The organism is Enterobacter sp. K16B (genome assembly GCF_020216105.1).
Lineage (GTDB): Bacteria > Pseudomonadota > Gammaproteobacteria > Enterobacterales > Enterobacteriaceae > Enterobacter > Enterobacter sichuanensis.
Genome location: NZ_JAIWJZ010000144.1, coordinates 1 through 17,387, shown reverse-complemented (window position 1 = coordinate 17,387; position 17,387 = coordinate 1). Strand labels below are relative to the sequence as shown.

The following is a 17,387-nucleotide window of genomic DNA, read 5'->3' as shown; positions in this document are numbered from 1 at the left end:
AAGTCTTGCTCCAACATTTGGTCGCGGTGCGATGACCAACCACTGGGTTGATATCAAAAACGCAAACGTCGTGGTGGTGATGGGCGGAAATGCCGCTGAGGCTCATCCGGTGGGCTTCCGCTGGGCGATGGAAGCGAAAAACAATAACGATGCGACGCTTATCGTCGTCGATCCGCGCTTTACGCGTACGGCATCGGTGGCGGATATCTATGCGCCGATTCGCTCCGGGACGGACATTACGTTCCTCTCTGGCGTTCTGCGGTACCTGATAGAAAACAACAAAATTAACGCGGAATACGTTAAGCACTACACCAACGCGAACCTGCTGGTGCGGGATGATTTTGCCTTTGAGGACGGCCTGTTTAGCGGCTATGATGCCGAAAAACGCCAGTACGATAAGTCCTCATGGAACTATCAGTTCGATGAAAACGGCTACGCGATGCGCGATGAAACGCTGACGCATCCGCGCTGCGTATGGAACCTGCTGAAACAGCACGTGTCACGCTACACGCCGGACGTGGTGGAGAACATCTGCGGCACGCCGAAAGCGGACTTCCTGAAAGTGTGTGACGTGCTGGCCTCCACCAGTGCCGCAGACAGAACCACGACGTTCCTGTATGCGCTGGGCTGGACGCAGCATACCGTTGGCGCGCAGAACATCCGCACCATGGCGATGATCCAGCTGCTGCTCGGCAATATGGGCATGGCGGGCGGCGGCGTGAATGCCCTGCGCGGTCACTCCAATATTCAGGGCCTGACCGACCTTGGCCTGCTCTCCACCAGCCTGCCAGGCTATCTGACGCTGCCGTCTGAAAAGCAGGCGGATCTGCAAACGTACCTGGCGGCGAACACGCCAAAAGCGACGCTGCCGGACCAGGTGAACTACTGGAGCAACTATCCGAAGTTCTACGTCAGCCTGATGAAATCCTTCTACGGCGATGCGGCGCAGAAAGAGAACGACTGGGGCTTTGAGTGGTTACCGAAGTGGGACCAGGCTTACGACGTCATCAGGTATTTCAACATGATGGATAAAGGCGACGTCACAGGGTACATCTGCCAGGGCTTTAACCCGGTGGCCTCGTTTCCGGACAAAAACAAAGTGGTACGCAGCCTGAGCAAGCTGAAGTACATGGTGGTTATCGATCCGCTGGTCACAGAAACCTCCACCTTCTGGCAGAACCACGGGGAAGCGAACGATGTCGATCCGGCGTCGATTCAGACTGAAGTGTTCCGCCTGCCGTCCACCTGTTTTGCGGAAGAGGACGGCTCCATCGCCAACTCCGGCCGCTGGCTGCAGTGGCACTGGAAAGGTCAGGATGCGCCGGGGGAAGCACGTAACGACGGCGAGATCCTGGCCGGGATTTACCATCGCCTGCGCGAAATGTACCGCACCGAAGGCGGCAAAGGCGCTGAACCGCTGTTGAAGATGAGCTGGAGCTATAAACAGCCGGATCGCCCGGAGTCCGAAGAGGTCGCGAAAGAGAACAACGGCGTGGCGCTGGCGGATCTTTATGACGCCAACGGCACCCTGGTGGCGAAAAAAGGCCAGCTGTTGAACAGCTTCGCACTGCTGCGCGATGACGGGACGACGGCGTCCTCCTGCTGGATCTACGCCGGCAGCTGGACGGAGCAGGGTAACCAGATGGCCAACCGTGATAATGCCGATCCTTCCGGGCTGGGTAACACGCTGGGCTGGGCCTGGGCATGGCCGCTTAACCGTCGCGTGCTGTACAACCGCGCGTCCGCAGATATCAACGGCAAGCCGTGGGATCCGCAGCGCATGCTGATCCAGTGGAACGGGGCGAAGTGGACGGGGAACGATATCCCGGACTACAACACCGCCGCGCCGGGCAGCAACACCGGACCATTTATCATGCAGCCGGAAGGGCTGGGGCGCCTGTTTGCCCTCGACAAACTGGCGGAAGGTCCATTCCCGGAGCACTACGAGCCGATGGAAACGCCGCTCGGCACAAACCCGCTGCACCCGAACGTCATCTCAAGCCCGGTGGTGCGAATCTACGAAGACGATGTGCTGCGCTTAGGCAAAAAGGACAAATTCCCGTACGTGGGGACAACCTACCGCCTGACCGAGCATTTCCACACCTGGACCAAGCATGCGCGGCTCAATGCTATCGCACAGCCGGAACAGTTTGTGGAGATAAGCGAAACGCTGGCGAAAGCGAAAGGGATCGCCAATGGCGACCGGGTGAAGGTGAGCAGCAAGCGAGGCTTTATTCGCGCGGTGGCGGTGGTGACGCGTCGTCTGCAGACGCTGAACGTGAACGGTCAAGAGGTGGAAACCGTCGGTATCCCGCTGCACTGGGGTTTTGAAGGGGTGGCGCAGAAAGGCTACATCGCCAATACCCTGACGCCGAACGTCGGCGATGCCAACTCGCAAACGCCGGAGTACAAGGCGTTTCTGGTCAACATCGAGAAAGCATAAGGAGCGAGTAAATGGCGATGGAAACACAAGACGTGATTAAACGCTCCGCGACCAACCCGATCACCCCTGCGCCTCGCGCGCGGGATTACAAGGCAGAGGTCGCCAAGCTGATCGATGTCTCCTCCTGCGTGGGCTGTAAGGCCTGCCAGGTGGCCTGTTCGGAGTGGAACGATATCCGCGACGAGGTGGGACACTGCGTTGGGGTTTATGACAACCCGGCGGATCTGAGCGCTAAGTCCTGGACGGTGATGCGCTTTAGCGAAACCGAGCAGAACGGCAGGCTGGAGTGGTTGATCCGTAAAGACGGCTGTATGCACTGTGAGGATCCGGGCTGCCTGAAGGCGTGCCCGTCCGCCGGGGCGATTATTCAGTACGCCAACGGGATCGTCGACTTCCAGCAGGACAACTGCATCGGCTGCGGCTATTGCATTGCGGGCTGTCCGTTCAATGTGCCGCGACTCAATAAAGAGGATAACCGGGTATACAAATGTACCCTGTGCGTGGATCGGGTCAGCGTCGGACAGGAGCCTGCCTGCGTGAAGACGTGTCCTACCGGTGCGATTCACTTTGGCACCAAAAAAGAGATGCTGGATGTGGCGCAGGCGCGGGTGGATAAGCTGAAAGCACGCGGCTATGAAAATGCGGGCATCTATAACCCGCAGGGCGTGGGCGGTACGCACGTGATGTATGTACTGCACCATAGCGACCAGCCGGCGCTTTACCACAATCTGCCGAAGGATCCGGCTATCGATACGTCCATTAACCTGTGGAAAGGAGCGCTTAAACCGCTCTCTGCGGCGGGCTTTATCGCCACCTTTGCGGGGCTGATTTATCACTATATCGGTATCGGGCCAAACAAAGAGGTGGATGACGAGGAGGAGCATCATGAGTAAGTCGAAAATGATTGTGCGCACGAAGTTTATCGACCGCGCCTGTCACTGGACGGTTGTGATCTGCTTCTTCCTGGTGGCGGTGTCGGGGATTTCGTTCTTCTTCCCGACGCTGCAGTGGCTAACCGAAACCTTCGGTACCCCGCAAATGGGGCGCATTCTGCACCCGTTCTTCGGTGTGCTGATTTTCGTGGTGCTGATGTTTATGTTCGTGCGCTTTGTTCATCACAATATCCCGGACAAGCAGGACATTCCGTGGGTGAAAGGGATTGTTGAAGTCCTGAAGGGCAACGAGCATCACGTCGCGAAAGTGGGGAAATACAATGCCGGGCAGAAAATGATGTTCTGGACCATCATGAGCATGATTTTTGTGCTGCTGGTGACCGGGGTAATGATCTGGCGACCCTATTTCGCGCCGTATTTCCCGATTCAAGTGGTGCGCTACGCGCTGCTGATCCATGCGACGTCAGCCATCATTCTGATTCATGCCATTCTGATCCATATGTATATGGCGTTCTGGGTAAAAGGATCGATTAAAGGGATGATTGAAGGGAAGGTGAGTCGTCGCTGGGCGCAGAAACATCACCCGCGCTGGTATCGTGATGTGGAGCGGCTGGAAGCGAAACAGGAAAGTACGGAAGGGTTGAAGTAAGACCTGCGCCGTCGGCTGTGCCCGGCGGCGCTGCGCTTGCGCGGGCCTACATTATGTATTGGTTACTAACGCATCTATCGCCGCAATCACAGTACTTCTCGCGCTGCGTAAATTGCATACATAATTTTTATTGTTTAGTTTCTTTTTCTCCACGTGTGTTATGCCAGCGGTATTAAGGAAGTATCGCTCAAAATCAATGTTCACTAAAGGCATCGCAGCGTTGATATGCCCACGTAAATAGCTATGGTAACTCAGTGGAATAATCAGTCTTGTTGATAAGTCATCATAATAGTCATGTTGAATTATCATAAAATAAGGCTGATAGTCGCGTGTTCTCTCTGAAGGATTACGGTAAACGTCAAACTGAAAACACATTAAATCCCTCCAAAGAAAGGATCGTCTGATAATAATCCCGCTTTAGCCGTAAATTCATTTATCACTCTTATGAATTCTTTATCTTGCTGATGCTGTCTTCTCCGCGCCTCTGGTGTCTGGGCTGCACGGGATACTCCGCCCGCCAGGCGTTCCCTTTTGCCATGGTCTTTGCTTCGGTTTGGTTTCATTTTTACCTCCTTTGTTGGTGCGGCCATTATCAACCGCAGCCAACAAAAAACAATACCGTTTCCCCTGGTAATCTATATTCTGCGAGACGTCTTCCAGTTATATCAAAACCGCTCTTCCACATACCGGAACGGATATTTCGTTGGCTTCACTTTACCAATTTTACGTTTCGGTAAATCGACCTTTTCAACGTGCAGTTCTTTATACGGGATCTGCGAAAGCAGGTGCGAAATAATATTCAGGCGCACGCGTTTTTTATCTTCTGAACGTGCCACAAACCACGGTGCCCAGGCGGTATCGGTGGCTTCAAACATGGCGTCGCGTGCGAGAGTGTACTCGTCCCACAGGTTAAAGGACTTAATGTCCATCGGCGAAAGCTTCCATATCTTACGACCATCGTTAATCCGGTCGCGCAGGCGGCGCTCCTGCTCCTTCGGCGTCACCTCCAGCCAGTATTTCAGCAGGATAATGCCGGCATCGACCATCGCTTTTTCCATGACCGGCGCGCCGTCCAAAAATTTCTCCACCTGTTCCTCCGTGCAGAATCCCATGACCCGCTCCACGCCCGCACGGTTGTACCAACTGCGATCGAAGATCACGATTTCGCCTGCCGAAGGCAGGTGGGGCACATAGCGCTGGAAGTAGAGCTGGCTTTTTTCTTTTTCCGTCGGGGCTGGGAGGGCAACCACGCGAAATATGCGAGGACTGACGCGCTCGGTGATGGCTTTAATGGTGCCGCCTTTACCGGCGCCGTCGCGACCTTCAAAAACGATACACACTTTTAATCCTTTGGCGACGACCCATTGCTGGAGCTTAACCAGTTCAACGTGCAGGCGGCGGAGCTCTTTTTCATACTCTTTATTTTTAAGCAGTGTATTCACTTCGACTTCAACAGCGACACTGGTTTTCTTTTTGCTTCCCATGATTGTCATCCTCAGGTTGTCCGGCGCGAGAAAAAGCGAGGCCGCACTATGAAGTGTAATCCACCTGAATAAATGGATTAACGTGTCAGCCAGCTGATTTGAACTGGCTCACCATACAAGATTGTTCAATAATGCCCGCTGCGAATTTTTCACACGTGGTTGTGGTATGAAAAAGACAATTTTCTCATTAGCGCTGAGCACCTTTGGCCTGGGAATGGCTGAATTTGGCATTATGGGTGTCCTGACCGAACTGGCGCAGGACACGGGTATCTCCATTCCCTCAGCCGGAAATATGATTTCGTTTTATGCCTTCGGCGTCGTCATCGGCGCGCCGATTGTGGCGCTGTTTTCCGGCAAATTCTCGTTAAAAACCACGCTGTTGTTTCTGGTGGCGATGTCCGCGGTCGGAAACGCCCTGTTTACCTTTTCAACGACATATTTCTGGCTGGCGACGGGGCGCTTAATTTCAGGATTCCCTCACGGCGCGATTTTCGGTGTCGGGGCAATTATCCTCTCGAAAATTGCGCCACCGGGGAAGGTAACGGTCGCGGTGGCCGGGATGATCGCAGGCATGACGGTGGCCAACCTGATGGGCGTTCCGCTGGGCACCTGGCTTGGGCATCAGTTCAGCTGGCGCTATACCTTTTTCGTGATTGCCGCGTTCAATGCGCTGGTGATCCTCTCGGTGCTGCTCTGGGTGCCGGATATTCATGACAAATCAGAAATTAAATTGACCGAGCAGTTCCAGTTTCTGAAGAAGCCCGAACCCTGGCTGATTTTTGCCGCCACGATGTTTGGCAACGCTGGCGTGTTTGCCTGGTTCAGCTTCGTTAAACCGTTTATGGTCAACGTGTCGGGCATCGAAGAAGGGGCGATGACCCTCATCATGATGCTGATGGGCCTGGGTATGGTGTTGGGCAATCTGCTGAGCGGTAAGCTCTCGGGGCGTTTTAGTCCGCTGCGCATTGCGGCCACCACCGACATGGTGATTGTCGCCTCGCTGCTTCTGCTTTTCGCCTTTGGCGAACTGAAAACGGCCTCGCTGGTGATGGGCTTTATCTGCTGCGCTGGCCTGTTCGCGCTCTCTGCGCCACTGCAAATCCTGCTGCTGCAAAATGCGAAGGGCGGGGAGATGCTGGGGGCCGCAGGCGGGCAGATGGCGTTTAATCTCGGCAGCGCGATTGGCGCATACTTCGGCGGAATGATGATTACCCTCGGCTTTAGCTGGCGCTACGTCACGCTGCCTGCGGCGTTCCTCTCGTTTTCGGCCATGAGTGCGCTGCTGATCTACGGTTATCTGCGGGCCAGAGAGGCTCAGGCTAACGCTCGCGCGCTAGCCTGAAACGGGTCAGGCAAGCCAGGGCTCGCCCAAGGTCAGCATCAGGCGGTTAGCCCATGCGAAGAACGCCGCGGACTGCACCAGGTCAAGCTGCGCTAAGGTATCCAGCCCCTCTTTTTCCAGGTCGGCAAGGTGCAGCGGCGTGGCGGCAGGCGGTGTAACCGACAGCGCCGCCGCGAAGTTAATTTCCGCCTGCCAGCGCGCAGACTGTCCCTCACTGAGGGATTGCCCGGGACGTACCGCCAGCAGTGCTTCCACCGCGCCGTCATCCTTAGACAGCTGGCTGGCTTTACGCGCATGGACAGATGCGCAGTAGATGCAGCCGTTGATTTTACTGGCGACCGTTGCAGCCAGCTCACGCTCGGCGCGCGGCAATCCTCCCGGCGTATAAAAAATCCCTTTATCCGTCAGCGTCCGCTGTTCAAGCACCGGCAGGTTGCGCCCCAGCAGGCGGAAATAGTCGGAGTCCGTGTGGCCAAATTTCGCCAGGATCGCCACCTCATCGTCACGGAACTCCGCCAGTGGTTTGGCGGCTATCCATGGCTCCCAGCCCAGCTCCTGCTGGGTGAAGGCGACGGGTGCCGCCTTCCCGGTGACCGTGGTTGGCGTTGTATGCCAGATACCCGCGGCCACCGGTGCATCGCTTGTGGCAACGGGCCTGTCGTTCAGCAGACGCAGTCCGGCGATCAGTCGGCTCTGGAAGCTGACAAACGCGATAAGCTGCGCCAGAGTGACAATGCCTTCCTTGCTCCATCCTGCCTGGGTCAGCGCCTTTAGCGCCGCCGGCGTGGCTTCAACGGGGGAGAAGGTCAGCAGGCGCGCGAAGTTCAGCGCCGGGGTCAGGCGGGCTGAAGTCGGGTCAGCCAGGCCAAACCCGGCGTAGTGCGCGGCCAGCGCCTCCGCGTTGTGCCACCTGGCCACTTTCGCCGCCACGGCGAAACGCTCGTCGAGTGCAAAATCTTCATCCTGCTGGCTAAAGAGGATTTCATAGCTGCCCTGCGCATGGCGCGTGGCGGCGTCCCGCGTGGCGCGCGCCTCTGCCAGAGGGGAACCGGGTTTAATTTCCGCCAGCTCGGCAAGAATATCCTGACTTAATGACATAGGTCTCTCCTCAAAGAATGTGGGGGGCAATATGTTCGGCAATCAGTTCAATGGAGCGTAGGGTGTCGCGGTGCGTGGGCTCGACCGAATGGACCTGGAACGAGATATCCGTGGCGCGCCTGAGAATGGAATCGGCGTGCAGTGAGCGCAGTACCGTGTCGGGTGAACCGATATGGGCGTCAAACTGACGACGATAATCCGTGACGGTGTCACCTTTAACCGCGTGTCCGGCAGCGCGATGCTGCTGTGCCTGTTTCGTGAGACCCGGCGTCGCTACTTTCAGCGCATAGTCATCGCTGTCGGCGACGAACGCGGTACGTGAGGCAAGAATGCGCGGTGCGATGCCCGCCGGTAGCGCCTCAAGGTAGGCATCCACTATCGGGTTCTGGATAGCGTCGAGCGTGAGATCAGGCTGGTCTGCCGGGCGGGGCTGCGTGCGCGAGAGCATTAAGCCGTGTCCGGCCTGAGCTGCCCGCACGGCCCCCTCCACGGAGAAGGTGGCAATCCAGATGCGGTCAGCCAGCTGCGGTGCTGGTGGGTATAAGTGGTTATCCGGATGGGCGAGCGAATCCCCACGCCAGGCGCTCTGGAGCACGTGCAGGTTCTCGGCAAACGCGGCTGCGCGCGCCTCAAACGTCAGGCCGAATGGCAGGAATGAGATGGGCGTGCCGCCTGACCCCAGCCCGACTTCAAGACGTCCATCGGCGAGTAAATCAAGCACCGCGGCATCTTCCGCCACGCGCAGCGGGTTTTCCATCGGCAGGGTAATAATGGCCGTGCCCAGACGGATGGTTTCGGTATGCGCCGCAACGTGGGCCAGGAACAGCAATGGCGACGGCAAACCGCCTTCACTTTCATGGAAGTGGTGCTGCGCAATCCAGGCGCTGTCAAAGCCGTGGCGTTCAGCGTGGCGGATCTGTTCTGTGGCCAGACGATAGCGCACCTTCGGTGTGGCATCGTCAAGCAGGCGGGTGAAAAACCCCAGGCGTTTTCGCGTCATGCGAATTCCTCCGTAGCGGGTGAAAAATGGGGAATGGCGTCAATCAGTTCGCGGGTATAGGCGTTCTGCGGCGCAGCGAACAAGGTTCCGACGTCACCGTGCTCAACCACCTGACCGCTGCGCAGCACCGTGACGCTGTGAGCGATCCGGCGCACGGTGGAGAGATCGTGCGTAATGAAGAGATAGGTCAACCCCAGCTGCTGCTGCAGTTGCTGCAGCAACGCCAGGATCTGCGCCTGAACGGTGACATCCACCGCGGAGGTGGCTTCGTCCAGCACCAGAATGGTCGGCTCCAGGATCAGCGCCCGGGCGATGGCCACGCGCTGGCGCTGCCCGCCTGACAGCTCACGGGCGGTACGGGTCAGGAGGTCGACGGGCAAGGCCACCCGCTGCGCCACGGTCTCCACCCGGATTTTGCGCTCCGCTTTGCGCAGGCGGGAAAAGTTCTTCAGCGGCTCTTCGATAATCTCAAACAGGGTCTGACGCGGGTCGAGCGAGGCAAACGGGTTCTGGTAGACAAACTGGATCTTCTGGCGCAGCTGGCGACGGGCCTCGCGGCTGAGCGTGGTGGCATCAATATCGTCAATAATGACCTGACCGCTGTCGGCCTGTTCAAAGCCCAGCAAAATACGGGCAAGGGTGGTTTTACCGGAGCCCGACTCACCCACCAGGGCATGCGTGCTGCCACGCCTGACGTCGAACGTCACCTGATCCAGCGCCTGCAGCTGATGGCCTTTGCCCAGCGAGAAACGTTTGCTGATGGCGCGGGCGCGAATGGCCGGTGACGCAAGCGGCAGACCGGCCACCGGGGCGATGGTCAGGCGCTGGCCCTGGAGATCGCTCAGCAGCTGGCGGGTGTAGGCGTGCTGCGGCGTACGGACGATATCGGCGGTGTTTCCCTGCTCCTGAACCTCACCATCGCGGAAAACCAGCAGCCGGTCCGCGCGCTCAGCGGCCAGTGCCAGATCGTGGGTAACAAACAGGACGGCGGTCCCCGATTCCCGGCGCAGGAGATCCAGCAGGTCAAGAATGCGTTTTTGTACGGTTACGTCCAGCGCGCTGGTGGGCTCGTCGGCAATGATGACGTCCGGGCGCAGCGCTATCGCGATGGCAATCAACACCCGCTGTTTCATCCCGCCGGAGAGCTGATGGGGATATTGCTTCATGCGCTGCTCGGGATGGCTCAGGCCGACCTTTGTCAGCAGGGCGAGCACCTGCTCGTCGCGCTGGAGTGCCGTAACCTTTTGGTGCAGCTGAATAATTTCGCCAACCTGCGCGCCGATGGTTTTTACCGGGTTGAGCGAATTTCCCGGATCCTGCGGTACCAGGCTGATGCGTGCCCCGCGGAGGGTATCGAGACGCTTAGCGGACCACTGGCTTATCTCCTCACCGTTGAGCACGATTTTTCCCGCATCACGCCGTGCGTTGTCGGCCAGCAGACCGATGATCGCCTGCGCCGTGGTCGTTTTGCCGGAGCCGGATTCACCGACAAGTGCCAGCATTTCCCCCCGACGAAGCGTGAAGCTAACGTTATGCACTACCTCCCGCCACTGGCGAGCGGTACGGTAGCTAAGGGTCAGGTTTTCTACCGAGAGTACGGTCATTTCGGGCCTCCGCTGAACTGCTGGCTGATTCGGTTGGTCGCCAGCACGACGGCGATGACCACCACACCGGGGAAGGTGGTTAACCACCAGGCGGTAGAGAGATAGTTACGGCCTTCGGCGATCAATAAGCCCCATTCCGGCACGGGCGGCGGGGTGCCGTAGCCGAGAAAGCTCAGCGTGGAGAGTGCCAGGATGGCCTGACCAAACTGCAGCGTGGCAAAGGCGAGGACGGCGGTTAAGGCGTTAGGCAGGATATGTCGCCACAGCACCGCCAGGAACGTCCCGCCGCTGCCAAAAGCCGCCTCGACATAATCCGTATGGCGGATGCGCACCACTTCACCGCGCGCGAGGCGGGCGAAGCTGGCAATGGAAGCCACGCCCACCGCAATTGCGGCATTAACGGTGCCAAACCCGAGCAGAATGATCACCGTCAGCGAGAGCAGCAGGGACGGGATGGAGAGCAGCACGTCGACAAAACGCATCAGGAAAGACTCAACGCGTCCGGCGAACGCCCCGGCAACCACCCCTAAACCGGTGCCCACCAGCAGACCCATCGTGACGGCGGCCAGCGCCGCGCTCAGGGAGTGGGACGCACCATATACAATACGGGTGTAAACATCGCGGCCAAGCTGATCGGTGCCGAGCCAGTGGCCGGCCTGCGGGGCCAGACGCTGTGCGCCCGCGATGCCCTCAATCGGACTGTAGTGGGTTAACAGGCCCGGCGCCACGGCGGCGAAAATCGCAATCACAATGACCGCCCATGCCAGCCACAGTCCGGGCTGCCACGCGACGCCCTGCCAGGCGGGGACGCGTTTACGCGCGGCGGCAGCGTAATCGACCAGACTCATGAAGTACCTCCGGAAAGGGGTTGCAGCCGGGGATCCAGCAGCGGCATCAGCAGATCCACCAGCAGATTGATCAGGACAAAACCGAGCGCGGAAATCATCACCACCGCCTGAAGCACGGCGATGTCCTGGTTATTGACCGCCTGCTGGGTCAGTTGCCCCAGCCCGCTGCGGCCAAAAACGGTTTCGGTGATCAGCGCACCGGCAATCAGCTCGCCCAGCAGCAGCCCGGCAATATTCAGCACCGGCAGCAGGGCGTTGCCGGTCACGTGACGCCACAGGACAGCGGTTTCACTCAGCCCTTTGGCCCGGGCAACGGCGACAAACGGCTGGGTCGCCACCTGGTCCAGGCTGCGCATCAGGATTTGTGCCAGCGGGGCGGAGATGGGGATGGCGACGGTGACGATGGGCAGGATCAGCCCCTGTAACGGCGTCGGGTTAATCACCGGGATCAGCCGCAGTTGAAAAGAAAAAAGCTGGATCAGGGCAATCCCCAGCCAGAACGTCGGTAAGGAGATAAACAGGACCGGGAGAGACTGGAAGGTATTGCTCAACCAGCGCAGGCCCGGCAGCCGCGACGCAAAGGCCAGTGCGAAGGCCAGCACAACCGCGAGTAAAAAGGCGGGCAGGGCGAGGCTCAGGGTATCCGGCAGATTGCTGGCAATCAGCTCACTGACCGGCACGCCTGCCTGTAACGAGTAGCCGAAATCTCCTTGCAGCATCGCCAGCAGCGTATGGCCATACTGCTGCCACAGCGGACTGTCCGCGCCGTAGGCCACGCGCATCTCCTCGATTTGCGCCGGGCTTAAGCCCAGGTCCGGGTTCTGAAATTTAATCAGCACCGCGTCGCCCGGCAGAACCTGGAGCAACACGAACGAGAGGGTAAAGGCGGCCCACAGCACCAGCAGCCCATGCCCGAAACGTTGAAGAAGTGCGTGGCGCATCGTCAGCTCCTCAGTGTTTCTCAATCCACGCGCCGTAGAACGACGGGCGGCCTACCGCTTCGAAATTCACGCCTTTCAGCCACGGGGCGCCGGCAAAGACCTGCGGCTCCTCGAAGATCGGGATGACGTAGGCGTTATCCAGCAGATAGCGCTGGGCGTCGCCCGTCAGCTGCAGGCGTTTTTGCGGATCGACTTCCGCAGAGATGTTTACCAGCAGCGCATTCAGCTTGTCGTCGCGGAAGTTTTTAACCTTGTCGCTGGAGCCGCCTTTTTGCAGCAGCGCGTCGCGGTTAGCGGGGTAGAACATACTCTTCACCACATCCGGATCGGCGCGGCCGACTTCGGAGACGGTTAACGGGGTTTTCAGCGGGTCAAGGTTATCCAGCGTGCGGCTGCCTGCGTCACCAGCCTTGACGCTCAGGGCCACGCCCACCTGCCGCCACTGCTGGGCAACCAGCTGCAGCACCTCTTTGTTTTGCGGCTGCGGCAATGATTCATAGACCGTCAGCGCCAGCCGCTGGCCGTCTTTCGCGCGAATGCCGTCGCTGCCTGCTTTCCAGCCTGCCTCATCGAGCAGCTGGTTGGCTTTTGCCGGGTCAAAGGTCAGTTTGTCGCTGAGATCGACAAAGCCTGCGGCAGAACCGGCAATCACGGACTTCGCCTGCGGATAGTTAGCCGAGAAGAGGGTTTCGACCACCTGTTTCGCATTGGTGGCGTGCAGCAGCGCCTGTCGAACGCGAACGTCGGAAACCAGCGGGTTGTCCGGGCGGAAGCTGATGCTGTCGTTCACCCCACGCGTCGGGGCGGCATAGATTTTATAGCCCTGATCGGTGGCCTGCTTTTCGTCATACGCCTGTACCTGACGAATAAAATCCGCCTGACCGGCCAGCAGAGCGCCGATGCGCACGCTGTCTTCCTGGGTGACGATAAACTTGATGCCGTCCAGATTGGCCGGACCCTGCTGCGGCAGATTTTTTGGCCCCCACTGGTAATCTTTGCGGGCTTCAAGCGTCACTTCGCGCCCCAGCTTTTCGTCTTTCACCACAAACGGGCCGGAGCCAATGATGTGGCGCGCATCCCCCAGCTCTTCAAAGTTGCGTTTCAGGGTGCTGAGCGAGACCAGACCCGAGCCAATGGTGGCAGTGCCCTGCAGGAAACCCGGCGACGGTTTTTTGAAGTAGAACTTGACGGTCAGCGGGTCGACCACCTCGCTGCGATCGTAGTTATTGATCACTTCGGACACCGGTAGACGCTGCGCTTTGTTACCTAAGCCGTAGGTATCAAAGTTTTTCGCTACGGCGTTTGCGTCCAGCGGCGTGCCGTCGGAGAAGGTGATACCAGGGCGAAGTTTAAAGGTGTATTCGGTTTTATCGGCGTTGGTGGTCCAGCTTTCGGCCACCCAGGGCTCAACCTGTAACGTTTTCGGGTTCTGCCAGGTCAGTTTGTCGGTGATCTGGTTCAGAATGCCGCCGTTGGGGTAAAAGCCACCGGCAGGCGGATAGAGGTTGGTGTGGGCCTGTTGCTCCAGATAAATCAGCGTGCCGCCTTTGACGGGCGCATCAGCGGCCCAGGCTGCGGTGGTCGTCAGAATTAACGCCGTCAGCAGCGGCAGACGAAATGGGGTTTGCATGGTGAATTCCTTTGTTATCTTCTTGTTAGCGTCGGATTCATCATCGGGCGCGGGGGAAAACAAGGGAACAAAGGAATTAAGATAAGGATTGCCGGAAAATGGCTATAAAAAAACCGCCCCGGAGAGGAGCGGTGATGAAAGGTGGACGATTATGAACGTAAGTCGATCACCATACGGCCACGGATCTGGCCCTGTTCCATCTCTTTAAAGATGGCGTTGATGTCCTCGATCGGACGCATCGTGACCTTAGGCACCACTTTGCCTTCCGCGGCGAACTGGAACGCCTCCTGCAGATCCTGACGGGTGCCGACCAGGGAACCGACCACCTGAATGCCGTCCAGCACCAGACGTGGAATATCGAGGCTCATGGCTTCCGGTGGCAGACCCACCGCCACCACGCGGCCACCGGCGCGCACGGCATCCACTGCCGAGTTAAACGCCGCTTTTGCCACGGCCGTCACCACGGCTGCATGCGCGCCGCCGGTTTTTTCCTGCACAATTTTCGCGGCATCTTCGCTGCGGGAGTTGATGGTTAAATCCGCGCCCATGCTGGCCGCCAGCTTCAACTGTTCGTCGTTAACGTCAAGGGCGATGACTTTGGCATTAAAGACGTTTTTGGCGTACTGCAGCGCGAGGTTACCCAGCCCGCCCAGACCGTAAATGGCAATCCACTGGCCCGGTTTAATACCCGATACCTTCACGGCTTTGTAGGTGGTGACGCCAGCGCAGGTAATGCTGCTGGCCGCCGCCGAATCCAGACCATCCGGCACTTTTACCGCGTAATCCGCAGTGACGATGCACTCTTCCGCCATGCCGCCATCCACGGAGTAACCGGCGTTTTTCACATCGCGGCACAGGGTTTCGTTGCCGGTATTACAGTATTCGCAGTGGCCACAGCCTTCAAAAAACCATGCCACGCTCGCGCGATCGCCGACTTTCAGCGATTTCACGCCAGGGCCGACCTCTTTGACGATCCCAATCCCTTCATGGCCCAGGATCACGCCGGTTTTATCGCCGAAATCGCCGTTCTTCACGTGAAGATCGGTATGGCATACGCCACAGCACTCCATCTTCAGCAGGGCTTCCCCGTGCTTCAGCGGGCGTAAGGTTTTTTCGGTGACATTGACCTGATGATCCTGAGTGACAACAGCAGCCTTCATGTGTATCTCCTTGTTCATGATAAGAATCTGCATAGCAGGTGTAATACCCCTTAAGGATTAATACATTAGCCTGGTAATGCAAGGCTGCGGCAACATAATGTCATCATTTAATCCGATTTCAGATTAAGAATACGGCGTTCCTCTAATAATTAAGGGGGAAAATGCTGGCCCGGCGAGGCGCTCGCCGGGCGCAGACTTACAGCTGTGCTTCTATCTCCTCTATCTCTTTACGCCATTGCGCCTGAAGCTGCGGTTTTTGATGTTTCGGTTTGCGCGCCAGATCGTCTGCCAGCAGCGTTTCCAGCGCGACCAGCCGTTCAAGCAGATCGTCATACGGCGAGGGTTGAACCGTCGCGGCGGCAGCGGGCGCAGTGGCCGTTACCAGCCCCGCGCTTTCACGCAGCCGCGCAAACACCGCTTCCGCGTCGTGCCATTCGCTCAGCGTACCGTCCTCTATCAGCCAGAAGCGGTTGCAGCTTTGGCTAATTAACTGACGATCGTGGCTGACCAGCAGCACACCACCTTCAAACCGCTGCAGCGTTTCTGCCAGCGCCTCTTTGCCTTCCATGTCCAGATGGTTGGTTGGCTCATCCAGCATCAGCAGGCTATAGCGGGCGAGCGTCAGGCCCACAAACAGCAGGCGTGAACGCTCGCCGCCGCTGAGCGTGCTGACTTTCTGCCCGTGACGGGACCACGGGAACCCGGCGCTGATAAGCGCCATCTTCCGGTTTTGCGGGTCGGGCGCGAAAGGCTCCAGCGCATCAAGCAGCGTGGCGTCATCCGGCAGCTGGTTCAGCGTCTGATCGTAATAGCCCGGCGAGACGCGCGGATGGATTTTCAGCCCGCTGTCCGTCGGTTCATCGGTAAAATGTCGCCAGATTAGCTTCATTAACGACGATTTACCGCAGCCGTTACGCCCGACAATCGCCACGCGATCGCCGCTTTTCAGCCGCGCCGTTTCGATGTTAAACAGCGGCGGTAGCCCTGGCGCAGGCGGGACGCCGAGGTTTTCCATCTCCAGCAGACGGTCTGCCCGCAGCGCGTCACCGCGCAGGCTTAACGTCCACGGGCTACCCGCCGTGAGTGCGGTCTGGCTCTCTTTCAGGCGTTCGACCTGTTTTTCCATCTGTTTGGCTTTGCGGGCCAGGTCTTCATTGTCGTAAACCTTGCCCCAGGTCGCCAGCCGCTTCGCGCTGGCGGTCACGCGGTCGATCTCCTTTTGCTCCGCCTTGTGGCGCTGCGCGTCGCTTTCATCCCTGGCTTCCAGCGCCTTGCGTGCCGCCGTGCAGGGAAGGGCAAAGTAGTGCAGCGTTTTATCGCGCAGGATCCAGCTGCCGTTGGTGACGGCATCCAGCAGTTGTCTGTCATGTGAGACCAGCACGAAACTGCCTGACCAGTGCTGTAAAAAGTGCTCCAGCCAGAGCATGGTTGGCAGGTCCAGGTGGTTGCTGGGTTCATCAAGCAGGAGCAGGTCCGGCTCGTGGATCAGCGCCCGCGCCAGCAGCAGGCGGGTGTGCTGACCGCCGCTGAGCGTGGCGGCGTGCAGCGCCATATCCTGCGGCGTAAAGCCCATGCCCGCCAGCAGCGTTTCAGCTTTCCAGCGCAGGCTGTCGCGTTCCGCAGAGGGCAAGCGGGCCAGGACGGCATCCAGCATGGTCAGCGGATGAATCGCCTCCGGCAGATGTTGTTCCACGCGCGCCATCAGGCAGTGCCCGGCCAGCGCTACCGTCCCGGCAGCAGGAGAGTCAGTGCCGTCCAGCACCTTCAGCAGCGTACTTTTGCCACAGCCGTTGTCGCCGAGCAGACCAATGCGGTCGCCTTTTTTCAGCGTAAAGGAGAGAGAGTCGAAGAGCGTGCCAAACGCCGTATCAACGCGTAAAGATTGTGCAGTGAGTAAAGTGCTCATTGTTGCTTACCCAAGAGTTACAGGCATGTTTATGCCTCGTCAAACATCGCTGACGATAACTCAGTAAGCCCGAGAGAAGGGATTTCAGGGGTTGGTGTCTTCGCTCAAGCAGAAGTTATCGCAGCACGATACCGATAACGCTTGAGCAGGTGCGATCACCAAATGTATGTGAAACATTGAAAATTTCACAGTACAGCATAATTGGCCTCCTTATATATTCAGTGGGTTAATGGATGAAAGGAGTGTAGCGGGGGAAAAGGGGTTTGGCTAGTGGGGCGTGAATGTGTGATGCATATTGTGGGCTCGGAACCATTCCCTCTCCCTTTGGGGTGAGGAATCCCCAGTAATTTTTTTACCGAAAGCGACGAAGGTTGTTTCAGGAAAATGAA

At 58.3% G+C, this 17,387-nt stretch carries 15 protein-coding genes; 4 read left to right on the top strand and 11 right to left on the bottom strand.

What is annotated here, in order from left to right:
- The 3 genes from fdnG to fdnI all read left to right on the top strand — a co-directional run.
- The coding region (gene fdnG / locus LDK53_RS21170) for a formate dehydrogenase-N subunit alpha (RefSeq protein WP_225287998.1) at window positions 1–2,443 on the top strand (2,443 nt) is incomplete at its 5' end.
- 11 nt (window positions 2,444–2,454) lie between these two features.
- Window positions 2,455–3,336 carry a formate dehydrogenase subunit beta gene (fdxH, locus tag LDK53_RS21165; RefSeq protein ID WP_225287997.1) on the top strand — a complete coding sequence of 294 codons (882 nt, stop codon included), beginning with the start codon at window positions 2,455–2,457 and terminating at the stop codon, window positions 3,334–3,336.
- On the top strand, window positions 3,329–3,985 hold the full coding sequence (gene fdnI / locus LDK53_RS21160) for a formate dehydrogenase-N subunit gamma (RefSeq protein ID WP_045286741.1): 657 nt from the start codon (window positions 3,329–3,331) through the stop codon (window positions 3,983–3,985). The genes fdxH and fdnI overlap by 8 nt, the downstream gene beginning before the upstream one ends.
- 51 nt (window positions 3,986–4,036) lie before the next feature.
- Here the strand turns inward: fdnI and LDK53_RS21155 are convergent, their stop codons facing one another.
- The 3 genes from LDK53_RS21155 to ppk2 form a co-directional block, all read right to left on the bottom strand.
- Window positions 4,037–4,360, bottom strand: coding sequence for a CcdB family protein (locus tag LDK53_RS21155; RefSeq protein WP_225287996.1), 324 nt, complete (start codon window positions 4,358–4,360; stop codon window positions 4,037–4,039).
- Window positions 4,360–4,548, bottom strand: coding sequence for a hypothetical protein (locus LDK53_RS21150; RefSeq protein ID WP_225287995.1), 189 nt, complete (start codon window positions 4,546–4,548; stop codon window positions 4,360–4,362). The genes LDK53_RS21155 and LDK53_RS21150 overlap by 1 nt, the downstream gene beginning before the upstream one ends.
- Before the next feature lie 102 nt (window positions 4,549–4,650).
- Window positions 4,651–5,469 carry a polyphosphate kinase 2 gene (gene ppk2 / locus LDK53_RS21145; RefSeq protein WP_225287994.1) on the bottom strand — a complete coding sequence of 273 codons (819 nt, stop codon included), beginning with the start codon at window positions 5,467–5,469 and terminating at the stop codon, window positions 4,651–4,653.
- Between the two features lie 166 nt (window positions 5,470–5,635).
- On the opposite strand from ppk2, the gene araJ reads away from it, so the two are divergent.
- Complete coding sequence (gene araJ, locus LDK53_RS21140; RefSeq protein WP_225287993.1) at window positions 5,636–6,811, top strand: MFS transporter AraJ; 1,176 nt, start codon at window positions 5,636–5,638, stop codon at window positions 6,809–6,811.
- A gap of 6 nt (window positions 6,812–6,817) precedes the next feature.
- Here the strand turns inward: araJ and LDK53_RS21135 are convergent, their stop codons facing one another.
- From LDK53_RS21135 to LDK53_RS21100, 8 genes are all read right to left on the bottom strand, one after another.
- Window positions 6,818–7,909, bottom strand: coding sequence for an alkylhydroperoxidase domain protein (locus LDK53_RS21135; RefSeq protein WP_225287992.1), 1,092 nt, complete (start codon window positions 7,907–7,909; stop codon window positions 6,818–6,820).
- Between the two features lie 10 nt (window positions 7,910–7,919).
- Window positions 7,920–8,909, bottom strand: coding sequence for a putative FMN-dependent luciferase-like monooxygenase (locus tag LDK53_RS21130; protein WP_225287991.1), 990 nt, complete (start codon window positions 8,907–8,909; stop codon window positions 7,920–7,922).
- On the bottom strand, window positions 8,906–10,513 hold the full coding sequence (locus LDK53_RS21125) for a dipeptide ABC transporter ATP-binding protein (protein WP_225287990.1): 1,608 nt from the start codon (window positions 10,511–10,513) through the stop codon (window positions 8,906–8,908). Before LDK53_RS21125 ends, LDK53_RS21130 begins: the two co-directional genes overlap by 4 nt.
- On the bottom strand, window positions 10,510–11,361 hold the full coding sequence (locus LDK53_RS21120) for an ABC transporter permease (RefSeq protein WP_095448993.1): 852 nt from the start codon (window positions 11,359–11,361) through the stop codon (window positions 10,510–10,512). Before LDK53_RS21120 ends, LDK53_RS21125 begins: the two co-directional genes overlap by 4 nt.
- Window positions 11,358–12,302 carry an ABC transporter permease gene (locus LDK53_RS21115; RefSeq protein ID WP_225287989.1) on the bottom strand — a complete coding sequence of 315 codons (945 nt, stop codon included), beginning with the start codon at window positions 12,300–12,302 and terminating at the stop codon, window positions 11,358–11,360. Before LDK53_RS21115 ends, LDK53_RS21120 begins: the two co-directional genes overlap by 4 nt.
- A gap of 10 nt (window positions 12,303–12,312) precedes the next feature.
- A complete protein-coding gene (locus LDK53_RS21110) occupies window positions 12,313–13,932 on the bottom strand; it encodes a TIGR04028 family ABC transporter substrate-binding protein (protein ID WP_045286731.1) in 1,620 nt (539 codons plus the stop codon).
- Window positions 13,933–14,081: 149 nt separating this feature from the next.
- Window positions 14,082–15,092: an alcohol dehydrogenase AdhP gene (gene adhP / locus LDK53_RS21105; RefSeq protein WP_032647362.1), complete on the bottom strand. Its 1,011-nt coding sequence runs from the start codon at window positions 15,090–15,092 to the stop codon at window positions 14,082–14,084.
- Between the two features lie 196 nt (window positions 15,093–15,288).
- Complete coding sequence (locus tag LDK53_RS21100; protein WP_225287988.1) at window positions 15,289–16,998, bottom strand: ABC-F family ATP-binding cassette domain-containing protein; 1,710 nt, start codon at window positions 16,996–16,998, stop codon at window positions 15,289–15,291.
- Window positions 16,999–17,387 lie beyond the last annotated feature (389 nt).

Excerpts from the sequence above, each read along its gene's own strand:
- fdxH (WP_225287997.1), top strand. The coding sequence starts at position 2,455 with ATGGCGATGGAAACACAAGACGTGATTAAACGCTCCGCGACCAACCCG.
- LDK53_RS21150 (WP_225287995.1), bottom strand. The coding sequence starts at position 4,548 with ATGAAACCAAACCGAAGCAAAGACCATGGCAAAAGGGAACGCCTGGCG.
- LDK53_RS21115 (WP_225287989.1), bottom strand. The coding sequence starts at position 12,302 with ATGCGCCACGCACTTCTTCAACGTTTCGGGCATGGGCTGCTGGTGCTG.
- LDK53_RS21110 (WP_045286731.1), bottom strand. The coding sequence starts at position 13,932 with ATGCAAACCCCATTTCGTCTGCCGCTGCTGACGGCGTTAATTCTGACG.
- araJ (WP_225287993.1), top strand. The coding sequence starts at position 5,636 with ATGAAAAAGACAATTTTCTCATTAGCGCTGAGCACCTTTGGCCTGGGA.
- LDK53_RS21125 (WP_225287990.1), bottom strand. The coding sequence starts at position 10,513 with ATGACCGTACTCTCGGTAGAAAACCTGACCCTTAGCTACCGTACCGCT.
- fdnI (WP_045286741.1), top strand. The coding sequence starts at position 3,329 with ATGAGTAAGTCGAAAATGATTGTGCGCACGAAGTTTATCGACCGCGCC.
- LDK53_RS21130 (WP_225287991.1), bottom strand. The coding sequence starts at position 8,909 with ATGACGCGAAAACGCCTGGGGTTTTTCACCCGCCTGCTTGACGATGCC.
- LDK53_RS21155 (WP_225287996.1), bottom strand. The coding sequence starts at position 4,360 with ATGTGTTTTCAGTTTGACGTTTACCGTAATCCTTCAGAGAGAACACGC.
- LDK53_RS21100 (WP_225287988.1), bottom strand. The coding sequence starts at position 16,998 with ATGAGCACTTTACTCACTGCACAATCTTTACGCGTTGATACGGCGTTT.
- LDK53_RS21120 (WP_095448993.1), bottom strand. The coding sequence starts at position 11,361 with ATGAGTCTGGTCGATTACGCTGCCGCCGCGCGTAAACGCGTCCCCGCC.
- adhP (WP_032647362.1), bottom strand. The coding sequence starts at position 15,092 with ATGAAGGCTGCTGTTGTCACTCAGGATCATCAGGTCAATGTCACCGAA.
- LDK53_RS21135 (WP_225287992.1), bottom strand. The coding sequence starts at position 7,909 with ATGTCATTAAGTCAGGATATTCTTGCCGAGCTGGCGGAAATTAAACCC.
- ppk2 (WP_225287994.1), bottom strand. The coding sequence starts at position 5,469 with ATGGGAAGCAAAAAGAAAACCAGTGTCGCTGTTGAAGTCGAAGTGAAT.